Source organism: Gracilibacillus sp. JCM 18860 (genome assembly GCF_055395245.1).
The window spans coordinates 3,655,988-3,673,764 of the sequence record NZ_AP043868.1; the positions used below are offsets into that span (position 1 = coordinate 3,655,988).

A 17,777-nucleotide genomic window follows, 5' to 3' on the forward strand; every position below is an offset into this window, starting at 1 on the left:
AAAGCCCCATTGTCAAAGTTTTTGTAGCTATAGTTTTAGTAGATGATATCCACCTTCATGAGATATAAGTAGTATAATTTTCTATTTTGAATACGGATTAATGTTCAATACGAAATAATTAAACCCGAAAAGCGTTTCAATCATTTTATGTGCTAGCTTCATTTATGCCGGTTATGAATTAAAGCGAACTGCTGTGCTAAATAATTTGGACTATAGGGCATGTCGTTTTTTAGCCATGCAACGATAGTACCTATCAACGCCGAAGAATCATACCAGATTAAAATTTCTTTTTGGATACCTGCTTTCTCACCAAAAGATTCACTGCCTCTATTTTCTATTCCTGACATGATCTTCTCCACCAAAAGTTGCATGAGACGATCTTTAAATAATGGAACTCCCCTTGTTGTCAGAACGACTTTATAAAAGTTAGCATTAGCTGCAATGTATTCCAGACATTTGGCCAATACTTCACCTGTAGGCTGATTGGATGTCCGATTGACTCTTGCCTCTTCAATTACATTTGAAATATCTTCTACCATATCATCCGCCATCTTGTCCATCATATCGGTAATATCCTTGTAATGCAAATAAAAGGTAACGCGATTAATGGTTGCTTTTTCTGCCAATCTGTTAACTGAAATTTTTTTGATATCCATTTCTAACAGCAACTCGATAAAGGCATCTCGTAGCAGCTTTCTTGTACGAAGGATACGTGGGTCGATCTTCTCCTTTTTATTTACCATTCTTTTTTCTCCAGACTATTTACATTTAATTATTTAATGTAGTATTTGTTTCTATTTTGCTACACTATTAGCTACTTTGTAAACTAATTTACACTTTATAAATTATTGTTTGTTGAATGCTAGTACGATAACCCTTATAATATTCCTTGTGCTTGTATTTAGACAACAGTTTGTAAATTAAGTAGTTTTATAGACAATGACGGTTACAGAAAGGATGAACAAGATTGACATCTAGCGATAACACTGGTGATAATGTGAAAAAATGGTCGATTTTATCCATTATGATTCTAGGCTCTTTTTTTGCATTATTTAATCAAACCACTATGACAGTTGCACTTCCACCACTGATGGAAGCATTCAATATAGAAGCGTCTACTGGACAATGGCTAACTACTGGCTATATGCTAGTCAACGGTGTATTAATCCCAGTCACCGGATTCTTAATGAAACGCTTCTCAACAAGACAATTATATTTAGCGGCCATGATAATTTTCCTAGCAGGGACAATTGTATCGGCAATTGCACCAACATTTGCCGTATTACTTATTGGTAGACTGATCCAAGCCGCATCAACAGGTATCATGATGCCATTATTAATGAATGTCGTATTATCATTATTTCCACCAGAAAAACGAGGAACAGCAATGGGAACAGTTGGACTGGCAATTATTTTTGCGCCTGCTGTTGGCCCAACATTAGCCGGATATATATTAGATAATTTCTCTTGGCGCGTTTTATTTTATGGAATGATTCCATTTGTTTTTATCATTATTATTTGCGCGTCGATCTTTTTGAAGAATGTATCGGAAACTACAACCAGCAAAATGGATTTTATCAGTCTCGTGTTGTCTACTATTGGGTTTGGCGGTATTTTATACGGATTTAGTGAGGCAGGTAATATTGGCTGGGGGCATTGGGAAGTTGTAATATCGCTCTTTGTCGGCTTTAGCACCATCTGGATATTTAGTTGGAGGCAGCTTAAATCAAATGATCCTTTTCTTGACCTGCGAGCTTTCCGTTATAATATGTTTTCCTTAACGACTATTATTAACTGTACTGTAACGTTTGTCATGTATGCAGATATGATTTTATTACCACTGTATTTACAAAACGCAAGGGGCTTTACTGCTTTTGAATCAGGTTTGTTAATGTTACCTGGTGCTCTATTAATGGGTTTATTAAGTCCTATGGTTGGAAAGCTGTTTGATCGATTTGGAGTGAAGTGGCTCGCGATTATCGGATTAATCATCATCTTGCTTACGACTTATACCTTTACTAATTTGACAGATTCGATAAGCTACACCGTATTGATTTTAATGTATGCCGGCCGTCGATTAGGTATGGCACTATTCCTGATGCCTCTTCAAACGGCAGGTTTAAATCAATTACCGAACAGTTTACACGCTCACGGAACAGCAATATCAAATACAACCCGTCAAGTAGCAGGAGCAATCGGTACATCACTAATTGTTACAATTATGACAAGCAGAACGAAGGATCACCTCCAAGAAATGATGACAAATGGTGCCACCGGAACAGATGAAGATTTGATAATGGAAGCATCTATTCAAGGTATTAATGACGCATACTTTACCATGTTATTCTTTGCATTCATCAGTCTTGTGCTCTCGTTCTTTATTAAACGCGTAACACAAGCACCAGAAGAAAGCATGCAAACTACAAAAAAAAATTCAAAACCAGAAGAATGAGAAGAGATCTTCATCATCTTGAATCACAATGAACGAATAGAGCAGTAGCTAAGGTGCTACTACTCTATTTTTGCTTTTTTGCATCTAATCCACTATGAGGCACGAATTATTCCATTAATTCATTTGCATCTCTGTGAAGGTAATCAGCAGCCTCTTCACCAATTTGTTTTCCTCTTTGTGCTTTTACTGCATGAATGAAAGATTTTAACTGTTTATGGTTTAACTTTTTTTGAAGACTAGTTGCAATTCCATGATTTTTTATCCAGTTGTTTTCCTCAAAAAGAGTTACTAATTGTTTTAGACCCTCTATACTTGCAAATGTATGAAAAGTGAACTGTACCCCAATTGTTAGACATAACCAGCAATTAGAGGTGGATTATTTTGTGACTAAATTTACATCAGAACAAAAAATGAACGCTGTATTACTTTATCAAAGTGGCAGGGAAAGTGTGCGAGATATTTCAACATCATTAGGGGCGATTCATTAAATCGTTCGAATGTGGGTGAAGCAATTTGAATATCACGGATATAGACGCCTTAAAGTCAAAAAAAAGGGCGTCCACCCATGGAAAATAAAAAAGCAACAAAAAATAAGCACCAACTGAAGAGTTTGTGCGTATGGTGAATGCCTTAGTTCAAAACAAGGAAAAATCACCAATAAAGCGCAAGTAGTCTATGAACTAGGGCATGAATTTTTGGTGAAAGGACTCTTGAGGCTCGCAGAATCCCACGTAAAGCTGTTACTATAATGCAGTCATGGAAAACTTCTTTGGCATTATGAGATCAGAATTTCTTTATCTAAACGAATTCGAAAGTGTAGAACATTCTAAGAAAGAATTAGCAAAGTATATCGATTACTAAAACAACAAACGTATCAATGCAAAACTTAAAGGCCTGAGCTCAGTTCAATACCGGGTTCAGACCTCGCAAGCTGTCTAAAAAAATAACTTGTTTAACTTTATGGAGTCACTTCAGATTAGTAGCTGTTTTTGTGCGAGAAAAGTCGGTTCATTCCAAGTACCTTAATTAGACAAATAAACATTATCTACATAAACAGCTGTCACTCCTGATGAATTACTGCCGTCAATAAACTGCACACCGTATTCACGAATATCTGATTTATGGACTCCTGATAAATTTAAACTTAGATTAATTTCTCCCCCTGCACGGATTGTTTGCCAATCACTTGCTTTCCAGTCATAATTTTCTCCATGCTTAACAAATAATTTCACGCCAAGTCCATTACCATAGTTACCCCAAGAAGCGCCTTTTACAGTGGCTCTTAGCTCATTACCAGCAAAGGAGAAATGTCCTTTTTTCGATAAATAATGTTGATCCCCGCTAGACATATTAATATCACCCTGTAATGAACGCAAATCCTTAGAGCTCCATGCATCAGTCGACCACGGGCCAGCGTTTAAATTCGTGCCACTCCAACCATCTAAACCCGATTCGAAATTAGCGTACGCACCAGTTTCTCCTGATGAGCTAAAATATTGCTTTAGCCATTGAAGAGCTGGCCGTTCCTCGCCTGAACTCGTGATTAGATGCGTATCCTGTGCCCATGTTTCCCCTTCTTTGTACCCCCATAATGTCACTCCTTTAACAGCTGGATGCTCCCAAAGGACGGGGAATTTTTCCTGGTATCTAGCTAATTGTGTTTGGTCGTCACCGCTCATATCCAATTCAGACACATAGATTGGGACACCCGTAGCAGCAAGCATATCTAATACTTGGTTCATTGTAGTGACACTGACGTTATTCATATTAAAATGGTGTGATTGAATACCAATTCCATCGATTAAACCTCTTTCGTTTAACAGATTAACAATTTCTATATATTGGGCAGCAGCATTCGGATCGCTAATGATACCATAATCGTTTAAATGTAATTCTGCATTAGGAAAGGCTTGTCTTGCTTGTTCAAAAGACCATATAACCCAATCCCATCCAGTTGCTCCATCGCCACCAATGGCATTTTTATAAGAAGGAGGGGCATGTAAAGGCTCATTAACGACATCAATATATTCTGCATCACCATATCTTTGGGCAGATGCTTGAATCCACTCTAGTAATTCTGCCCTTTGCTCGAAAGTAGATAAGCCACTAACCCAACTCGGCTCCTGGCTCCCCCAAACTAATGTGTGAAATTTAAATGGGTAACCATTACTTTTGGCAAAATTGTAGCTTGTGTCCGCATTCGTCCAGTTCATATTATCTCTCGTTGATTCCACACTTCCCCATTTAGTTGAGTTCTCGGGTGTTACCTGATCCCAATAAACACCAAAGTCAGATGGCACATAATGACTGATAATATTCCCAAGAAACTTTTCATCTGCTATCCCTGCCGAAACTTCTTTCGTAAAACTTAAGGAAAAAGCTGAAAACATGAGAATTACTATAATGCTAACCTTCGATAATTTTTTCATTATAAAAACCTCCTGTTCATCGTTAATCTATCAAACCCATAAATGAAACGCTTACATTAAATGGTTTGTATTTACCATCTCCTTCCATTACCTTTGGTCACATCATAGCACAATTATTGCCAGATTATACTTTAATTTGTTTAGGTTTAACTTTGAAAAATATAGGGATTTGAGAGGGGAGTAAGATAACGAAATTAATTAGGGTCTTTAATTGCAAAGATTGTACCAGCGTTTATATTTATATATTACTTGCAAGTTTAGATAGGCATATAGCATATCCCAATCAACAAACGTAAAGCTCTATCTATACGATTATCCTATTTTTAACACTATCAATTAAAAAACGATAACTTCTATAACTTTCAGTGTTTTTTTAAAATTTTATAGAAAAGTGGAATTAATTAAAAATCAATCAATATAAATGGGAATATAACCTTTTTAATTATGTTTTTATCTCTGTTTAGAAATCGATTTCCAAGACACATGATCTAATAAACAGCTTAGAGTAAAGGAAAAGTCTTATCATACTTGCTCTCAAATATCGAAAATGATGTAGCAAACGTAAATGGAAAAGGTTTTTGGAAAACGATAAATTGAAAAAGGAGCGATGGGAAATGAGTAAATTTAATCGTGAAGAAATACTAGATTTGTACAAAGACTTACGAGTAACCGACGTACGTGATGGGATGGACTGGATAGGGCTACATGGTTATGGCACCGTAGATCATCATATTCGTCCACTATTCCGTACAAAAGTAGTAGGGATAGCTAGGACTGCCCGTTATTTACCTTTTGAAGGGCCTGTCCCAAACGTGACGGGGGACGAATATACGAAGTGGGTGAAATGGTATTACAGTGAAGTTTGTACAGATGAGTGGGCAAATGATATCGAAGAAGGGGATTTCATCGTCATGGATGTAGCTGGAACAGATGTAGGGATATTAGGTTCCAATAATACCTTAGACCATCTCCATAAAGGGGTAGTAGGTTACCTTACAAATGGTGGAGGGATCCGTGATACCGATGAAGTAATCATGCAAAGGATTCCCGTATGGTCAAGGTTTGTCTCGCAAGGAATGGACCAGACGCGAATCCGTTATTATGAGAAAGATGTTCCCGTCGCTATTGGTGGTGTAGCTGTTTATCCTAATGATGTCATCGTAGCAGATGGGGATGGGGTAGTAGTGGTACCAAGTAAATATGCCAAGGAAGTTGCCAAATATGCTCATCAGGAATTAACCGGGGATAAAGCAGGACGTAAAAAGTTGTATGAGAAACTTGGCTGGGAATTAGACGATACGGTTCAATAATCCGCAATATTAGTAGTAGGCAAAAGAGGTGAAGGATGTTTGGAGAATATAGGCTTTAGAATTTTAAAAAGAGAGTCGAAGGTTAGTTCAACAGTGATTAAAAAATTTGAAAATGTGGTGACACCACATGTGAGCGACAACATGAGCAGAATGTTTTCTGGTGGAACTAAATTGAAACCTTATTGTATGCTGGGAAAATTACTAGGCGCAGCTTTAACTGTCAAAACAAGACCAGGGGACAATTTAATGGTACACAAAGCGATTGATCTTGCAGAACCTGGGGATGTGTTAGTTGTCGATGCTGGCGGGGATACAACGAATGCAATTGTTGGGGAAATCATGATGAAATTATCGATAAAAAAAGGAATCAAAGGTTTTGTCATCAATGGAGCAATCCGAGATTCCTCAGCTTTTTGGAATGGCGATTTCCCAGTTTATGCTAGAGGAGTAACACATAGAGGACCATACAAGGATGGACCAGGTGAAATAAACGTCCCAATATCAATCGATGGAATGGTCATACAACCAGGTGATTTGGTGTTGGGCGATGAAGATGGTGTGATTGCTATTCCGCAGACCTTAACATTAGACATACTGGAACACATAAAATCTCAAGAGAAAAATGAGTTAGAAATATTTCAAGCAATAGAAAATGGCAGTGTAGATCGAACTTGGGTAGATGCAATCTTAAAAGAAAAAGGGTGTGAATGGAATTGACAACCCTCAATCATTATCACTACAAAAGGTTGCAGGAATTTTGTTCTAGTGTTTTTGTTAAAGCGGGAGTGGAGAAGGAACAAGCTGATATCGTAGCTGCATCATTGGTTCAAGCTGATTTGCGTGGTGTAGACTCTCATGGTGTGGTTCGAACAGCTATCTATTTAAAAAGGGTCGAGCAAAAAATGATTAACCCCAAAGCAAAAATCCGAATCGAAAAAGAAGATGAGTCCACCGCTTTAATAGACGGATGCAATCACTTTGGTGCAGTAGTGGGAGATAAAGCATTGAAGCTAGCGATGAAAAAGGCAAAAGCAAACGGTGTTGGAATGGTTGGAGTAAAAAATTCTAATCATTTTGGAACAGGAGCCTTTTATGCTTTAAGGGGCTTAAAGGAAGATTTGGTTACCATCGTTATGTCCAATGCGTCACAGACGATGCCACCAACGGGAGGGATAAAACCATTTATCGGGACGAATCCTTTAGCTGTTGGCATTCCATGTGGAGAATGTGAACCATTCTTATTAGATATGGCAACAAGTGTAGTGGCAAGAGGTAAAATTATAGTTGCCGCGCAAAAAGGAGAAGCCATTCCACATGGATGGGCCATTGACAAAAATGGTAAATCCACTACAAATGCAGAAGAGGCATTGAAGGGTTCTGTTTTACCATTAGGAGGGCCCAAAGGCTATGGCATTTCGATGTTTATCGATATTTTTTCAGGTGTATTAACCGGAGCTGGGTTTGGGAAATATGTCAACAACATGTATGAAAATTGGAAGGCCCCTCAGAACGTTGGTCACTTTTTTATAACCATTGACGTGAATAAGTTTATGGATATTAAAACATTTAAACATAGAATGGACCTATATATCCGTGATATTAAAACAGAACCAAAGGCAGAAGATGTTGAGGAAATTTTCATACCTGGTGAGATGGAAAGCAGAAGATCGGAACAAAGGAAAAAGAATGGTATTAATTTATCTCAGAACGTACAAAGAGAATTAACCAATATAGGTATGAAATATGGCGTATCGCTAAAGGATGCCTTAATGCTCAACCATAATACAGAAGGTAAAGGTGTGTAGCAATGTTTGTCAATGAAAAATTCAGATATGAAATGCCTGTAAAAATAGAATTTGGTGCTGGTAAAGTAGACCATCTAGCAAATTATATAGATGAGGTAAGAGGGAATAAAGTGCTGATTGTAGGTGATCAAGGTGTTTTACACGCTGGAATTATTGAAAAAGTCGAGGCTCCACTAAAGAAAGCCAACATTCCATACCTAGTGTTTAATGATATTGGCACAGAAGCAACGATAGAATCAGTGGATAAAGCTTACCAGCTGGCAGAGGAAAGTCACTGTGATGTAGTGATTGGGGTTGGTGGTGGAAGCTCACTTGATATTGCAAAATCAGTTGGACTTTTACTTGGTAATGGTGGAGACATCCGTAATTATGTTGGCTTAGATAAAGTACCTACCCAGGGTAACCCAGTTATTGCTATCCCAACTACTGCTGGTACTGGTAGTGAAATTACGAGATTTTCGGTATTATCTGATAAAACAAAAAAAGTGAAATTAAGTGTTGGCAGTATGTTTAATTGCCCAACTATTGCGTTAGTGGATCCGGAACTAACCCTGACCTTGCCTCCACATCTTACGGCTACAACTGGTATGGACGCATTAACTCATGCGTTAGAATCCTTTGTTAATAAAGAAACACAGCCAATATCTGAAGCATTATCCAAAGAGGCTATGAAACTTATATCTAGAAGTTTAAGGCTGGCTGTTGTACAAGGGGAGAATTTGAATGCTAGAAAAGACATGTTATTGGCGAGTACAATGGCAGCTATGGCATTTAACACGACAAGACTTGGTCTCGCACATTCTTTAGCCATTCCATTAGGTGCAAAATTCAATATTCCACATGGATTAGTAAATGCCATATTATTACCAGAAGTAATGCGATTTAACTTAATTGGAAATACAAAAAAATTCATTGAAATTGCTGAAATTTTTGGTGAGGAAATAGCTGGCTTATCTGATAGAGAAGCTGCTGAAAGAGCTGTCAATGCTATTAGAAAACTAAACGAGGATATTGGGATAAGCCAAAATTTATCTGACTTTCATGTCAAAGAAGAAGACTTAGAAGAAGTTGCTAAAGAAGCGATGTTATCTGGAAACACCCCGATTAACCCTGTCAAACCAACCGTAAATGATTTAATAAATATTTGCAAATCTGTCATGGTTTAAGTGAGGAGTGATGAATGTCATGACCTTGGGAGAAAAAATGCGACAGTTCCTTAAAAATCTTCAGCCATATTCTTATGGAAACTATATAAATGGCAGGTGGGTATCTAGCACAAGTGGAGAGGTTTATACCATTTATAATGCTGCCAATAATAAGCAAGCATTAGCATTTTTCCCTAAATCTACTAAGGAAGATGTTAACCAAGCAGTAAAGGCAGCAAGTAATGCATTTGAAACTTGGTCTACATTACCTGGCCCTGAGCGAGGAGCTATTCTTTATAAAGTAGCAGATTTGTTAGAAGAAAATCTTCATGAACTAGCTTTTATGGTATCGGCAGAGCAAGGAAAAGTTTTAAGTGAATCTATTGGTGAAGTAACTAGAGCGGCAAAGGAAGCGCGCTTTTGTGCTGGAGAAGCTTTCAGAATGGAAGGAAATACACTGCCTGCGGAAAGAAAAAATGTTTGGAATGCTACTACCAGAAATCCTATAGGTGTGATCGCAGAAATCGCTCCATGGAATTTCCCTATGGTAACCCCAATTCGCAAAATAGCACCAGCACTAGCTTATGGATGTACGGTTGTTTATAAGCCTGCAACTGCAACACCATGGACGTCTGCTAAAATAATGGAATTACTTACCCAAGCTGGAATTCCCAATGGTGTAGTTAATTTAATCGTGGGCAGTGGGTCTACCGTTGGCGACTCACTAGTTGCTCATCCAGATGTGAAGGGGATTAGTTTTACTGGCTCTACTGATTTAGGCAAACGAATTAATCAATTGACTTCTTCAAGGTTTGCCAAAACACAATTAGAATTAGGCGGAAAAAATCCAGCTGTTGTACTGGACTATTCGGATGTCCATCAAGTAGCTACGCAAATTATCAGTGCTGCCTGTAATTGCAGCGGGCAACGGTGTACCTCAATTAGTAGAGTGATTGTATTACAAGACAAAAAAGAGGAGCTTGTCCATGCATTAATCAATGAATTAGAAAAAATAAATATTGGTCCTGCCTGGGATGATAAAGCAAATATGGGCCCACTAGTAAATAAGAAGCACTTGGATAGTGTGCAAAGCTATATTGAGATAGGTATTCAAGAAGGAGCTAATCTTATATACGGTGGAGAAGTGTTAAAGACTAATCGCTATGAGCAAGGTGCTTATATGAAGCCGGCACTATTGGATAATGTAAATCTTACTATGAGGATAGCTAAGGAAGAAATATTTGGCCCAGTTATAACCATCATTGAGGTAGACAATCTGGAAGAGGCCTTATCTGTTGCGAATGATGTAGATTATGGGCTGGCAGCATCTATCTTTACAGAAGATCTTACTGTTGCTCATTCCTTTGCGGAAAAAATCGAATCGGGAATGGTGCATATCAATCATGGAACGGCAAGCGCAGCTCATTTACCTTTTGGAGGCACCAAAAATTCTGGCTTTGGGGCATTCTCTGTTGGTAGCTCTAATATTGAGTTTTTTACAGAATTAAAAACAGTATATATTGAATATTAATCTTTCCCTCTCATGATTAGTTAGAAAAGGGGAGCTCTTTATGAAACCGAAAATATATGTGACGAGAAAGTTAGAGGCTTGTGTGAAAGAGAAATTGGAAATGTACTGTGAGGTTTCCATGTGGGGAAGAGAAGATCTACCTGTACCAAAAGAGGTATTAATGAAAGAAGTGTCTCAGGTAGAAGGTCTTTATTGTTTACTCACTGAAACAATTGATAAAGAAATAATAAGCTTGGCCCCCAATTTAAAGGTGATTAGCAACATGGCTGTTGGCTATAACAATATAGATCTCGAAGAAGCTAAGAAACACAGCATTATTGTCACGAATACCCCTGATATTTTGACAGAGACAACGGCAGATTTAACGTTTGCCTTATTAATGGCTACTGCCCGTCGAATTGTAGAAGCGGTTGACTATATTAAAACGAACCAATGGTTAACATGGTCCCCTATGCAATTAACAGGTAGAGATATTTATGGCGCAACACTAGGAATTATTGGTATGGGACGTATTGGATCTGCTTTAGCAAGAAGGGCGAAAGGTTTTAAAATGAATGTCGTGTACCATAATCGGAATCGGCGGCCAAGGCATGAAAAGGAACTAGGCGTTCATTATCTTGAATGGGAGGAGTTATTAAAAACTTCTGACTATATATGTGTGTTGGTGCCGTATAGTGAAGAAACGAAAAACCTGATTGCGGAAAAAGAATTTAGTTTAATGAAGGATACCTGTATTTTGATTAATACGTCAAGAGGTGGAATTGTAAAGGAAGATGCACTCTACCATGCTCTAACGAATCAACAAATTTGGGCAGCCGGTCTTGATGTTTTTGAACAAGAACCAATAGATAGCACCAATCGATTTGTGTCTTTACCTAATGTGGTTACTTTACCGCATATTGGGAGTGCAAGCGTAGAAACTCGACTGAAAATGGAGGAAGTTGCAGCGAAAAATCTACTAAGGGTATTACAGGATAAGCCTCCTTTATATAGAGTGGTCTAAGGTTTCTTCGTGTTCATTGGTGTAACGATTTCCAATAAATAATTAGGAGTGATGAAAGATGAGTAAATTTAATCGTGAAGAAATACTAGATTTGTACAAAGACTTACGAGTAACCGACGTACGTGATGGGATGGACTGGGTAGGGCTACATGGTTATGGCACCGTAGATCATCATATTCGTCCACTATTCCGTACAAAAGTAGTAGGGATAGCTAGGACCGCCCGTTATTTACCTTTTGAAGGGCCTGTCCCAAACGTGACGGGGGACGAATATACGAAGTGGGTGAAATGGTATTACAGTGAAGTTTGTACAGATGAGTGGGCAAACGATATCGAAGAAGGGGATTTCATCGTCATGGATGTAGCTGGAACAGATGTAGGGATATTAGGTTCCAATAATACCTTAGACCATCTCCATAAAGGGGTAGTAGGTTACCTTACAAATGGTGGAGGGATCCGTGATACCGATGAAGTAATCATGCAAAGGATTCCCGTATGGTCAAGGTTTGTCTCGCAAGGAATGGATCAGACGCGAATCCGTTATTATGAGAAAGATGTTCCCGTCGCTATTGGTGGTGTGGCTGTTTATCCTAATGATGTCATCGTAGCAGATGGGGATGGGGTAGTAGTGGTACCAAGTAAATATGCCAAGGAAGTTGCCAAATATGCTCATCAGGAATTAACCGGGGATAAAGCAGGACGTAAAAAGTTGTATGAGAAACTTGGCTGGGAATTAGACGATACGGTTCAATAGTAATCTAATAGGTGGGGGGATAATTATGAAAAAGGTAGGATTTATTGGGTTAGGAGCTATGGGATTACCAATGGCGCAAAATTTACTAAAACAAGGGTTTGAACTACAGGTTGCTCAACATGTAAATCCCGACCCTGTAATAGTTCTCCAAAAACAAGGCGCACAAGTTCATTCTAATTTAGTAGAAGTAATACGAAGCAGCGAGGTTGTTATTTCGATTCTGCCAACAGATCAAGAGTTAAATGAAGTTTTACTTTCAGAGGAAATAATAGCAGCCTTTCAGGAAAATGCTATTTTAATAGAAATGACCTCTGGATCGCCTGATGCCATCAAAAATTTGGATAGAGTCTATCGCGAAAATGGGATTCGAATACTAGATGCTCCTGTTAGCGGGGGAACCTCTGGTGCAGAAAATGGAACATTAACCGCGATGGTGGGAGGTGATCCATTTACACTAAATGAAGTAGAGGAAGTAATAGGTGCAATGGCGAAGAATGTCTATTCTGTTGGTGATGTAAGTACTGGTAAAGCAATCAAAGCGATCAATCAAATGCTAGCAGGCATTCATATGATTGCAACATCTGAAGCTATTAGCCTAGCAAAAGAACTAGATGTAGATACTGCCATACTGAAGGAAGTAATTGGGGATAGCTCTGGTCAGTCATGGATGTTAATGAATAAACTTGATTCCATTGTAAATCAACAATTTGATCCTGGTTTTAAGTTGAAATTAATGAAAAAGGATGTACAAATAGCAGTAGATGAAGGCAGAACATCGGTATTACCAATAGCATCCCTTGCTTTACAATTGTATAAATTAGCAGAAAAGGAAGATGGAGAATTAGATTTCGCAGCAATAAGTAAAAACCTTATTCATTAGAATGTGTTTGATCTGTGTCGTTTACTGATAGCTTGGCTAAGTTTGTGGATCAATTTTTTCTATTTATTTGTATTGTTTGGCTAATGTATTGAAAAAGGGGAGATCAAACAATGAAGAAAAGTTTATGGTTGTTCATCATGATAACATTTACCTTTTTATTACTATTAGGTTGTTCTAGTAATAATGAGGAAGCAGATAAAGGTGAATCAGATGACGATAGTACGAAGTCTGGTGAGCAAATTGAGATAAGTTTTTCCTGGTGGGGAGATACAGGCCGTCATGAAAAATACAATGAAATCATTGATTTATTCGAAGAAGCGTATCCTAATATAAAAGTAGATAGACAATTTGGAGGCTGGGAAGATTACTGGGATCGGTTAACTACACAAGTTTCGGGAGGGAATGCTCCAGATGTTGTTAGTATGCACCAATTTTATGTATCAGATTATGCTAGGAGAGGTGCACTGCATGTACTGAATGATAAGGTGGAAAATGGAGAACTAGATTTATCAGATTTTCCAGAGGCTGCTCTAGATAGTGGGAAGGTTGGGGAAGATATTGTTATGGTTGCCAAAGGAATTACCATGCCTGGTTTTGTGTATAATACAGCAGTCTTTGATGACTTAGGAATTGACTATCCTGAATCTGATTGGACTTGGGATGACTTTGTCGATAAGGCCTATGAAATTAAAGAAGCAATGGGCGGAGATGGATGGGCTGTGGAGGATGGAAGTGGTGGCCAGCTACAACCATTGTTTCGATATTTTGCACGGCAAAGTGGTCAAGATCTCTTTACTGAGGATGGAAAATTAGGCTTTGATGAACAAGTATTAACAGATTGGTGGACAATGTGGGATCAAATGAGACAAGATGGTGTGATACCAGATGCCGCTACTAGCAATGAGTATGAGGGGTTGCCATTAGAAGCGAATATGTTCGCCACAAAAAAAGTAGCATTACTTGGATTACCAGCCAACCAGATGTATTTATATGAAGAACAGATGGCAGAAGGTGAAATTAATATAGTACGTCATCCACATATTGAAGGTGGTCCAAATGGTGAATATATCGAAGGGGCCTATCTCAGTATTACAGAAGACTCCCCTCATAAAGATGCCGCTGCCAAATTTATTGAGTTTTTTGTTAGTAATGATGAATCTGTAAAAATATTCAAAACGGAACAAGGCCCTCCAGCAGGTACAAAGGCTTCTAATTTAGTGATGGAAGAACTTACCCTACCAGAGCAAAGAGCAGTGGAATATATTCAAACTACTGTGGAATTAGCTGAACCTGCTGCTTATGCTCCAGAAGGGGTAAATCAAGTGGAAACCCTATTTTCCGACAATGCAGAAGCAATTGCTTTCGGTCAAAAATCGGTAGAACAGGCAGTGGCAGACTTCTTGAATGAGGCAAGAAGTATATTGGAACAATAGCCAAGTTTAACAGTTAAAGATCAGATTCAATTATGCTAAAAAATCTCTTTATTCTTAATTGAATCTGATTTTTTATAACACGTTAAATGTTGAGATTCTGGGGATAAGGAGTATTCGCTATGGGAAAATTCAAATTATTTTGGAAGAATAATGGGATAGGCTACCTATTTCTAACTCCTTGGATAATAGGTATTTTAACATTAACTGCAATTCCGATGGGGGCATCCCTTTACTTTTCATTTACTAGTTATGACATGTTTAATGCTCCTACTTGGATTGGTCTTGAAAATTATGAGGCGCTTTTCTCAGATCCGAAGTGGTTGCAAAGTGTAAAAGTCACCTTTATTTATGTGTTAATAGGCGTCCCTTTACAGTTGGCCTTTGCCTTATTTATAGCGGTATTGTTAAATAAGGGAATTGGTGGCTTGAGAATATATCGGGCCGTTTACTATGTCCCATCATTATTTGGTGGCAGTGTAGCTATTGCCATTCTGTGGAGACAAATATTTGGAGGCAATGGCTTAGTGAATAATATTCTAGATAAGTTCGGATTGGAGGGCATTAACTGGATATCTACTCCAGATACTGCACTTTACACTTTAATTATATTAATGGTTTGGCAATTTGGAGCATCTATGGTGATTTTTTTAGCGGGACTGAAGCAAGTACCAATCGAGCTTTATGAGTCAGCAAAGATTGACGGCGCGGGGCCATTAAAGCAATTTTTTATGATAACTCTGCCTTTGATTACTCCGGTTGTCTTTTTCAACTTAGTAATGGGGATTATTGGAGCATTCCAAGCATTCACTCCTGCCTATATTGTCTCAGGTGGAACTGGTGGTCCTCTAAATTCAACTTTATTCTATACATTATACCTTTATCAAAAAGGGTTTACTCAATTTGCGATGGGATATGCTTCAGCAATGGCTTGGATTTTACTAATTGTTATTGCACTTGCAACTGCTATTGTTTTTGCTACATCGAAAAAGTGGGTCTATTATCAAGGCTAGAGGTGATAAAAATGGAAAGTAGTTCCAGAGTAGTTCTGAAGTCTAAGCAACCCAAACATAAGAGGGAGATAAAGAAAATTGTTATCCATAGTTTTATTATCATTTTAGGGATAGTGATGCTTTATCCATTGTTTTGGATGGTTAGCAGTTCCTTTAAGCAACCTTCAGATATTTTTAATTCTGTATCATTTTTTCCGTCAGAATGGACAATGGATAATTACACACAGGGCTGGAAAGGTGTGTCTGGATATACATTTGGATTATTTTTTGGCAACACGCTGTTGATTGTGGTATTAGCGATTATTGGTAATGTGATGGCTTGTTCCATGGCAGCATATGCTTTTGCCAAATTGAAGTTTAAATTTAAATCTATCCTATTTGCATTGATGCTGATGACTCTTATGCTACCATTCCATGTTACTGTCATCCCGCAATATATCGTGTTTAATCATTTAGACTGGATCAATACGTATTATCCACTGGTATTACCGAAATTCTTTGCAGTGGAAGGGTTTTTTGTCTTTTTAATGGTTCAATTTATACGAGGGATTCCAAATGAATTGGTACAAGCAGCAGAGATAGATGGATGTGGAAAGATTAAGACATATTGGTATCTAATTTTACCATTGTCTATTCCCGCTCTTGTAACTACAATGATTTTTACTTTTATATGGACATGGAATGATTTCTTCGGTCAGTTGTTATACATTAGCGACATCAAATTATATACGGTGGCCCTGGGACTTAGAATGTTCTTGGATTCCGCTGGAGAGAGTGCCTGGGGGCCAATGTTCGCTATGTCTACTTTATCGTTAATTCCTTTATTCGGTGTATTTATATTTTTTCAGAAGTATTTAATCGAAGGAATCACTACAGGCGGTTTAAAGGGATAATTTAGGAGATATGTATTTATTATGATATGATAAGTGCATGGAATTGGAAAATAATGAATAAATGGGAAATTGGTGATAGCTGTGAGGGTGACAATAGCTGATGTTGCTGAAAAAGCCGGAGTGTCCAAAACAACAGTTTCGCGGATCTTAAATGGTAATCTTGATCATAATACCCCTGAAACTATTAAAACAGTATTAAAAGTAGTAGAAGAGTTAGAGTATCGACCTAATGCGTTAGCAAAAGGGTTAAAGTCAATGAAAACGAATGTAATTGGCATTGTTTTGTCTAATTTTCGAAACGAATTTTGGTTTAAAGTACTAGAAGGTGTTGAGGATACTTGTAAAGAGCAAGGTTATAACCTCATGATATGTAACTCTGATGGTGATCCAAAACTTGAAGAGCAATATATTAAAGAATTTCAGATGAGGCAGGTTGATGGAATAGTTATTAACCCAACCGTTAGAAATCAATCCCTATATGAAAAATTAGTAGCAAATAAGTATCCCATGGTCGTCATCAATAGAAAAATACCTAGCATCCATGCAAACAATGTCGTTGTTGATAATATTAAAGGTGGTTTTATGGCAGTCAATCACTTGTTGGAAAATGGTCGAAAGCATATATTGGCAATTACTTTTAAACATGAAAATATTAGTACCTGGCAGGAAAGAATAGAGGGTTATCAAGAAGCACTTACTTCTCATGGTTTGACGGAAAACTTTTATTATATTTTAGAAATTACAAGTCTTAGAAAAGCAAACCAACAAATAAAAAAATATTTAGTAGATCATGCCATGATAGATGGGGTATTTTCCACTAACAATATGTTAACGCTTGAATTGATAGAGGCATTAAAAAAATTAGATAAAAAAGTGCCTGAAGATATTGGTATTGTAGGCTACGATGATACGATATGGGCGAAACATATTAATCCTCCTTTAACTACTATTAGGCAACCTTCATATGATATAGGAAAAGAATCAGCAAAGCTTCTCATTAATGAAATTAAATCTAAGGAATCTCCCACTATTAAAGATATTATCTTTCAACCAGAGCTTGTAGTAAGAGAATCTTCACAAGAAATTAAAATGATAGACTAACTTTATCTAGAATAAAATTGTGTTAGAGAAG

14 protein-coding genes and 3 pseudogenes are annotated in these 17,777 nt (G+C 37.7%); 14 read left to right on the plus strand and 3 right to left on the minus strand.

Translation table 11 applies throughout. The features are described 5' to 3' along the window. Nucleotides 1–158: 158 nt before the first annotated feature. Complete coding sequence (locus ACZ5R4_RS18175) at nucleotides 159–743, minus strand: TetR/AcrR family transcriptional regulator C-terminal domain-containing protein (protein ID WP_054861620.1); 585 nt, start codon at nucleotides 741–743, stop codon at nucleotides 159–161. A 281-nt stretch (nucleotides 744–1,024) separates the two neighbouring features. On the opposite strand from ACZ5R4_RS18175, the gene ACZ5R4_RS18180 reads away from it, so the two are divergent. Together ACZ5R4_RS18180 and ACZ5R4_RS18185 are read left to right on the plus strand one after the other, a co-directional pair. Then, nucleotides 1,025–2,452 (plus strand): DHA2 family efflux MFS transporter permease subunit, encoded by a 1,428-nt coding sequence (locus tag ACZ5R4_RS18180; RefSeq protein ID WP_054861622.1) that lies wholly within the window; start codon nucleotides 1,025–1,027, stop codon nucleotides 2,450–2,452. 735 nt (nucleotides 2,453–3,187) lie between these two features. Further along, nucleotides 3,188–3,391 (plus strand): annotated as a pseudogene (locus tag ACZ5R4_RS18185) (IS3 family transposase); the annotation flags it as partial. Between the two features lie 83 nt (nucleotides 3,392–3,474). Here the strand turns inward: ACZ5R4_RS18185 and ACZ5R4_RS18190 are convergent. Then, nucleotides 3,475–3,900: pseudogene (locus ACZ5R4_RS18190) on the minus strand (glycoside hydrolase family 5 protein); the annotation flags it as partial. A 36-nt stretch (nucleotides 3,901–3,936) separates the two neighbouring features. Continuing rightward, nucleotides 3,937–4,842 (minus strand): annotated as a pseudogene (locus ACZ5R4_RS18195) (endo-1,4-beta-xylanase); the annotation flags it as partial. Nucleotides 4,843–5,495: 653 nt separating this feature from the next. Here ACZ5R4_RS18195 and ACZ5R4_RS18200 point away from each other — a divergent pair. From ACZ5R4_RS18200 to ACZ5R4_RS18255, 12 genes are all read left to right on the plus strand, one after another. Continuing rightward, the gene (locus ACZ5R4_RS18200) at nucleotides 5,496–6,191 is read left to right on the plus strand and encodes an RraA family protein (RefSeq protein WP_464367758.1); all 696 of its coding nucleotides are present in this window, start codon (nucleotides 5,496–5,498) and stop codon (nucleotides 6,189–6,191) included. 39 nt (nucleotides 6,192–6,230) lie between these two features. Continuing rightward, entirely contained in the window at nucleotides 6,231–6,908 is a 678-nt protein-coding gene (locus ACZ5R4_RS18205; RefSeq protein WP_109985178.1) for an RraA family protein, read from the plus strand. Next, nucleotides 6,899–7,996 (plus strand): Ldh family oxidoreductase, encoded by a 1,098-nt coding sequence (locus tag ACZ5R4_RS18210; RefSeq protein WP_181397611.1) that lies wholly within the window; start codon nucleotides 6,899–6,901, stop codon nucleotides 7,994–7,996. The genes ACZ5R4_RS18205 and ACZ5R4_RS18210 overlap by 10 nt, the downstream gene beginning before the upstream one ends. Nucleotides 7,997–7,998: 2 nt before the next feature. After that, nucleotides 7,999–9,162, plus strand: a complete 1,164-nt coding sequence (locus ACZ5R4_RS18215) for an iron-containing alcohol dehydrogenase (RefSeq protein WP_464367759.1) — start codon at nucleotides 7,999–8,001, stop codon at nucleotides 9,160–9,162. A gap of 19 nt (nucleotides 9,163–9,181) precedes the next feature. Then, nucleotides 9,182–10,672, plus strand: a complete 1,491-nt coding sequence (locus tag ACZ5R4_RS18220) for an aldehyde dehydrogenase family protein (protein ID WP_109985176.1) — start codon at nucleotides 9,182–9,184, stop codon at nucleotides 10,670–10,672. 40 nt (nucleotides 10,673–10,712) lie between these two features. Then, entirely contained in the window at nucleotides 10,713–11,675 is a 963-nt protein-coding gene (locus ACZ5R4_RS18225) for a 2-hydroxyacid dehydrogenase (protein ID WP_109985175.1), read from the plus strand. Nucleotides 11,676–11,733: 58 nt separating this feature from the next. Next, nucleotides 11,734–12,429 carry an RraA family protein gene (locus tag ACZ5R4_RS18230; RefSeq protein WP_109985174.1) on the plus strand — a complete coding sequence of 232 codons (696 nt, stop codon included), beginning with the start codon at nucleotides 11,734–11,736 and terminating at the stop codon, nucleotides 12,427–12,429. A 25-nt stretch (nucleotides 12,430–12,454) separates the two neighbouring features. Further along, on the plus strand, nucleotides 12,455–13,309 hold the full coding sequence (locus tag ACZ5R4_RS18235; protein ID WP_054861653.1) for an NAD(P)-binding domain-containing protein: 855 nt from the start codon (nucleotides 12,455–12,457) through the stop codon (nucleotides 13,307–13,309). Between the two features lie 110 nt (nucleotides 13,310–13,419). Next, the gene (locus tag ACZ5R4_RS18240; RefSeq protein WP_464367760.1) at nucleotides 13,420–14,742 is read left to right on the plus strand and encodes an ABC transporter substrate-binding protein; all 1,323 of its coding nucleotides are present in this window, start codon (nucleotides 13,420–13,422) and stop codon (nucleotides 14,740–14,742) included. A gap of 119 nt (nucleotides 14,743–14,861) precedes the next feature. After that, complete coding sequence (locus ACZ5R4_RS18245; RefSeq protein ID WP_277679251.1) at nucleotides 14,862–15,752, plus strand: carbohydrate ABC transporter permease; 891 nt, start codon at nucleotides 14,862–14,864, stop codon at nucleotides 15,750–15,752. 11 nt (nucleotides 15,753–15,763) lie between these two features. Continuing rightward, the gene (locus tag ACZ5R4_RS18250; protein WP_464368511.1) at nucleotides 15,764–16,645 is read left to right on the plus strand and encodes a carbohydrate ABC transporter permease; all 882 of its coding nucleotides are present in this window, start codon (nucleotides 15,764–15,766) and stop codon (nucleotides 16,643–16,645) included. A gap of 72 nt (nucleotides 16,646–16,717) precedes the next feature. Beyond that, nucleotides 16,718–17,746, plus strand: coding sequence for a LacI family DNA-binding transcriptional regulator (locus tag ACZ5R4_RS18255; protein WP_464368512.1), 1,029 nt, complete (start codon nucleotides 16,718–16,720; stop codon nucleotides 17,744–17,746). Nucleotides 17,747–17,777 lie beyond the last annotated feature (31 nt).

What these genes read in the sequence shown, in the direction of transcription:
- ACZ5R4_RS18230 (WP_109985174.1), top strand. Translation starts at nt 11,734, where the DNA reads ATGAGTAAATTTAATCGTGAAGAAATACTAGATTTGTACAAAGACTTA.
- ACZ5R4_RS18175 (WP_054861620.1), bottom strand. Translation starts at nt 743, where the DNA reads ATGGTAAATAAAAAGGAGAAGATCGACCCACGTATCCTTCGTACAAGA.
- ACZ5R4_RS18240 (WP_464367760.1), top strand. Translation starts at nt 13,420, where the DNA reads ATGAAGAAAAGTTTATGGTTGTTCATCATGATAACATTTACCTTTTTA.
- ACZ5R4_RS18245 (WP_277679251.1), top strand. Translation starts at nt 14,862, where the DNA reads ATGGGAAAATTCAAATTATTTTGGAAGAATAATGGGATAGGCTACCTA.
- ACZ5R4_RS18200 (WP_464367758.1), top strand. Translation starts at nt 5,496, where the DNA reads ATGAGTAAATTTAATCGTGAAGAAATACTAGATTTGTACAAAGACTTA.
- ACZ5R4_RS18220 (WP_109985176.1), top strand. Translation starts at nt 9,182, where the DNA reads ATGACCTTGGGAGAAAAAATGCGACAGTTCCTTAAAAATCTTCAGCCA.
- ACZ5R4_RS18250 (WP_464368511.1), top strand. Translation starts at nt 15,764, where the DNA reads ATGGAAAGTAGTTCCAGAGTAGTTCTGAAGTCTAAGCAACCCAAACAT.
- ACZ5R4_RS18210 (WP_181397611.1), top strand. Translation starts at nt 6,899, where the DNA reads ATGGAATTGACAACCCTCAATCATTATCACTACAAAAGGTTGCAGGAA.
- ACZ5R4_RS18180 (WP_054861622.1), top strand. Translation starts at nt 1,025, where the DNA reads ATGATTCTAGGCTCTTTTTTTGCATTATTTAATCAAACCACTATGACA.
- ACZ5R4_RS18225 (WP_109985175.1), top strand. Translation starts at nt 10,713, where the DNA reads ATGAAACCGAAAATATATGTGACGAGAAAGTTAGAGGCTTGTGTGAAA.
- ACZ5R4_RS18235 (WP_054861653.1), top strand. Translation starts at nt 12,455, where the DNA reads ATGAAAAAGGTAGGATTTATTGGGTTAGGAGCTATGGGATTACCAATG.
- ACZ5R4_RS18215 (WP_464367759.1), top strand. Translation starts at nt 7,999, where the DNA reads ATGTTTGTCAATGAAAAATTCAGATATGAAATGCCTGTAAAAATAGAA.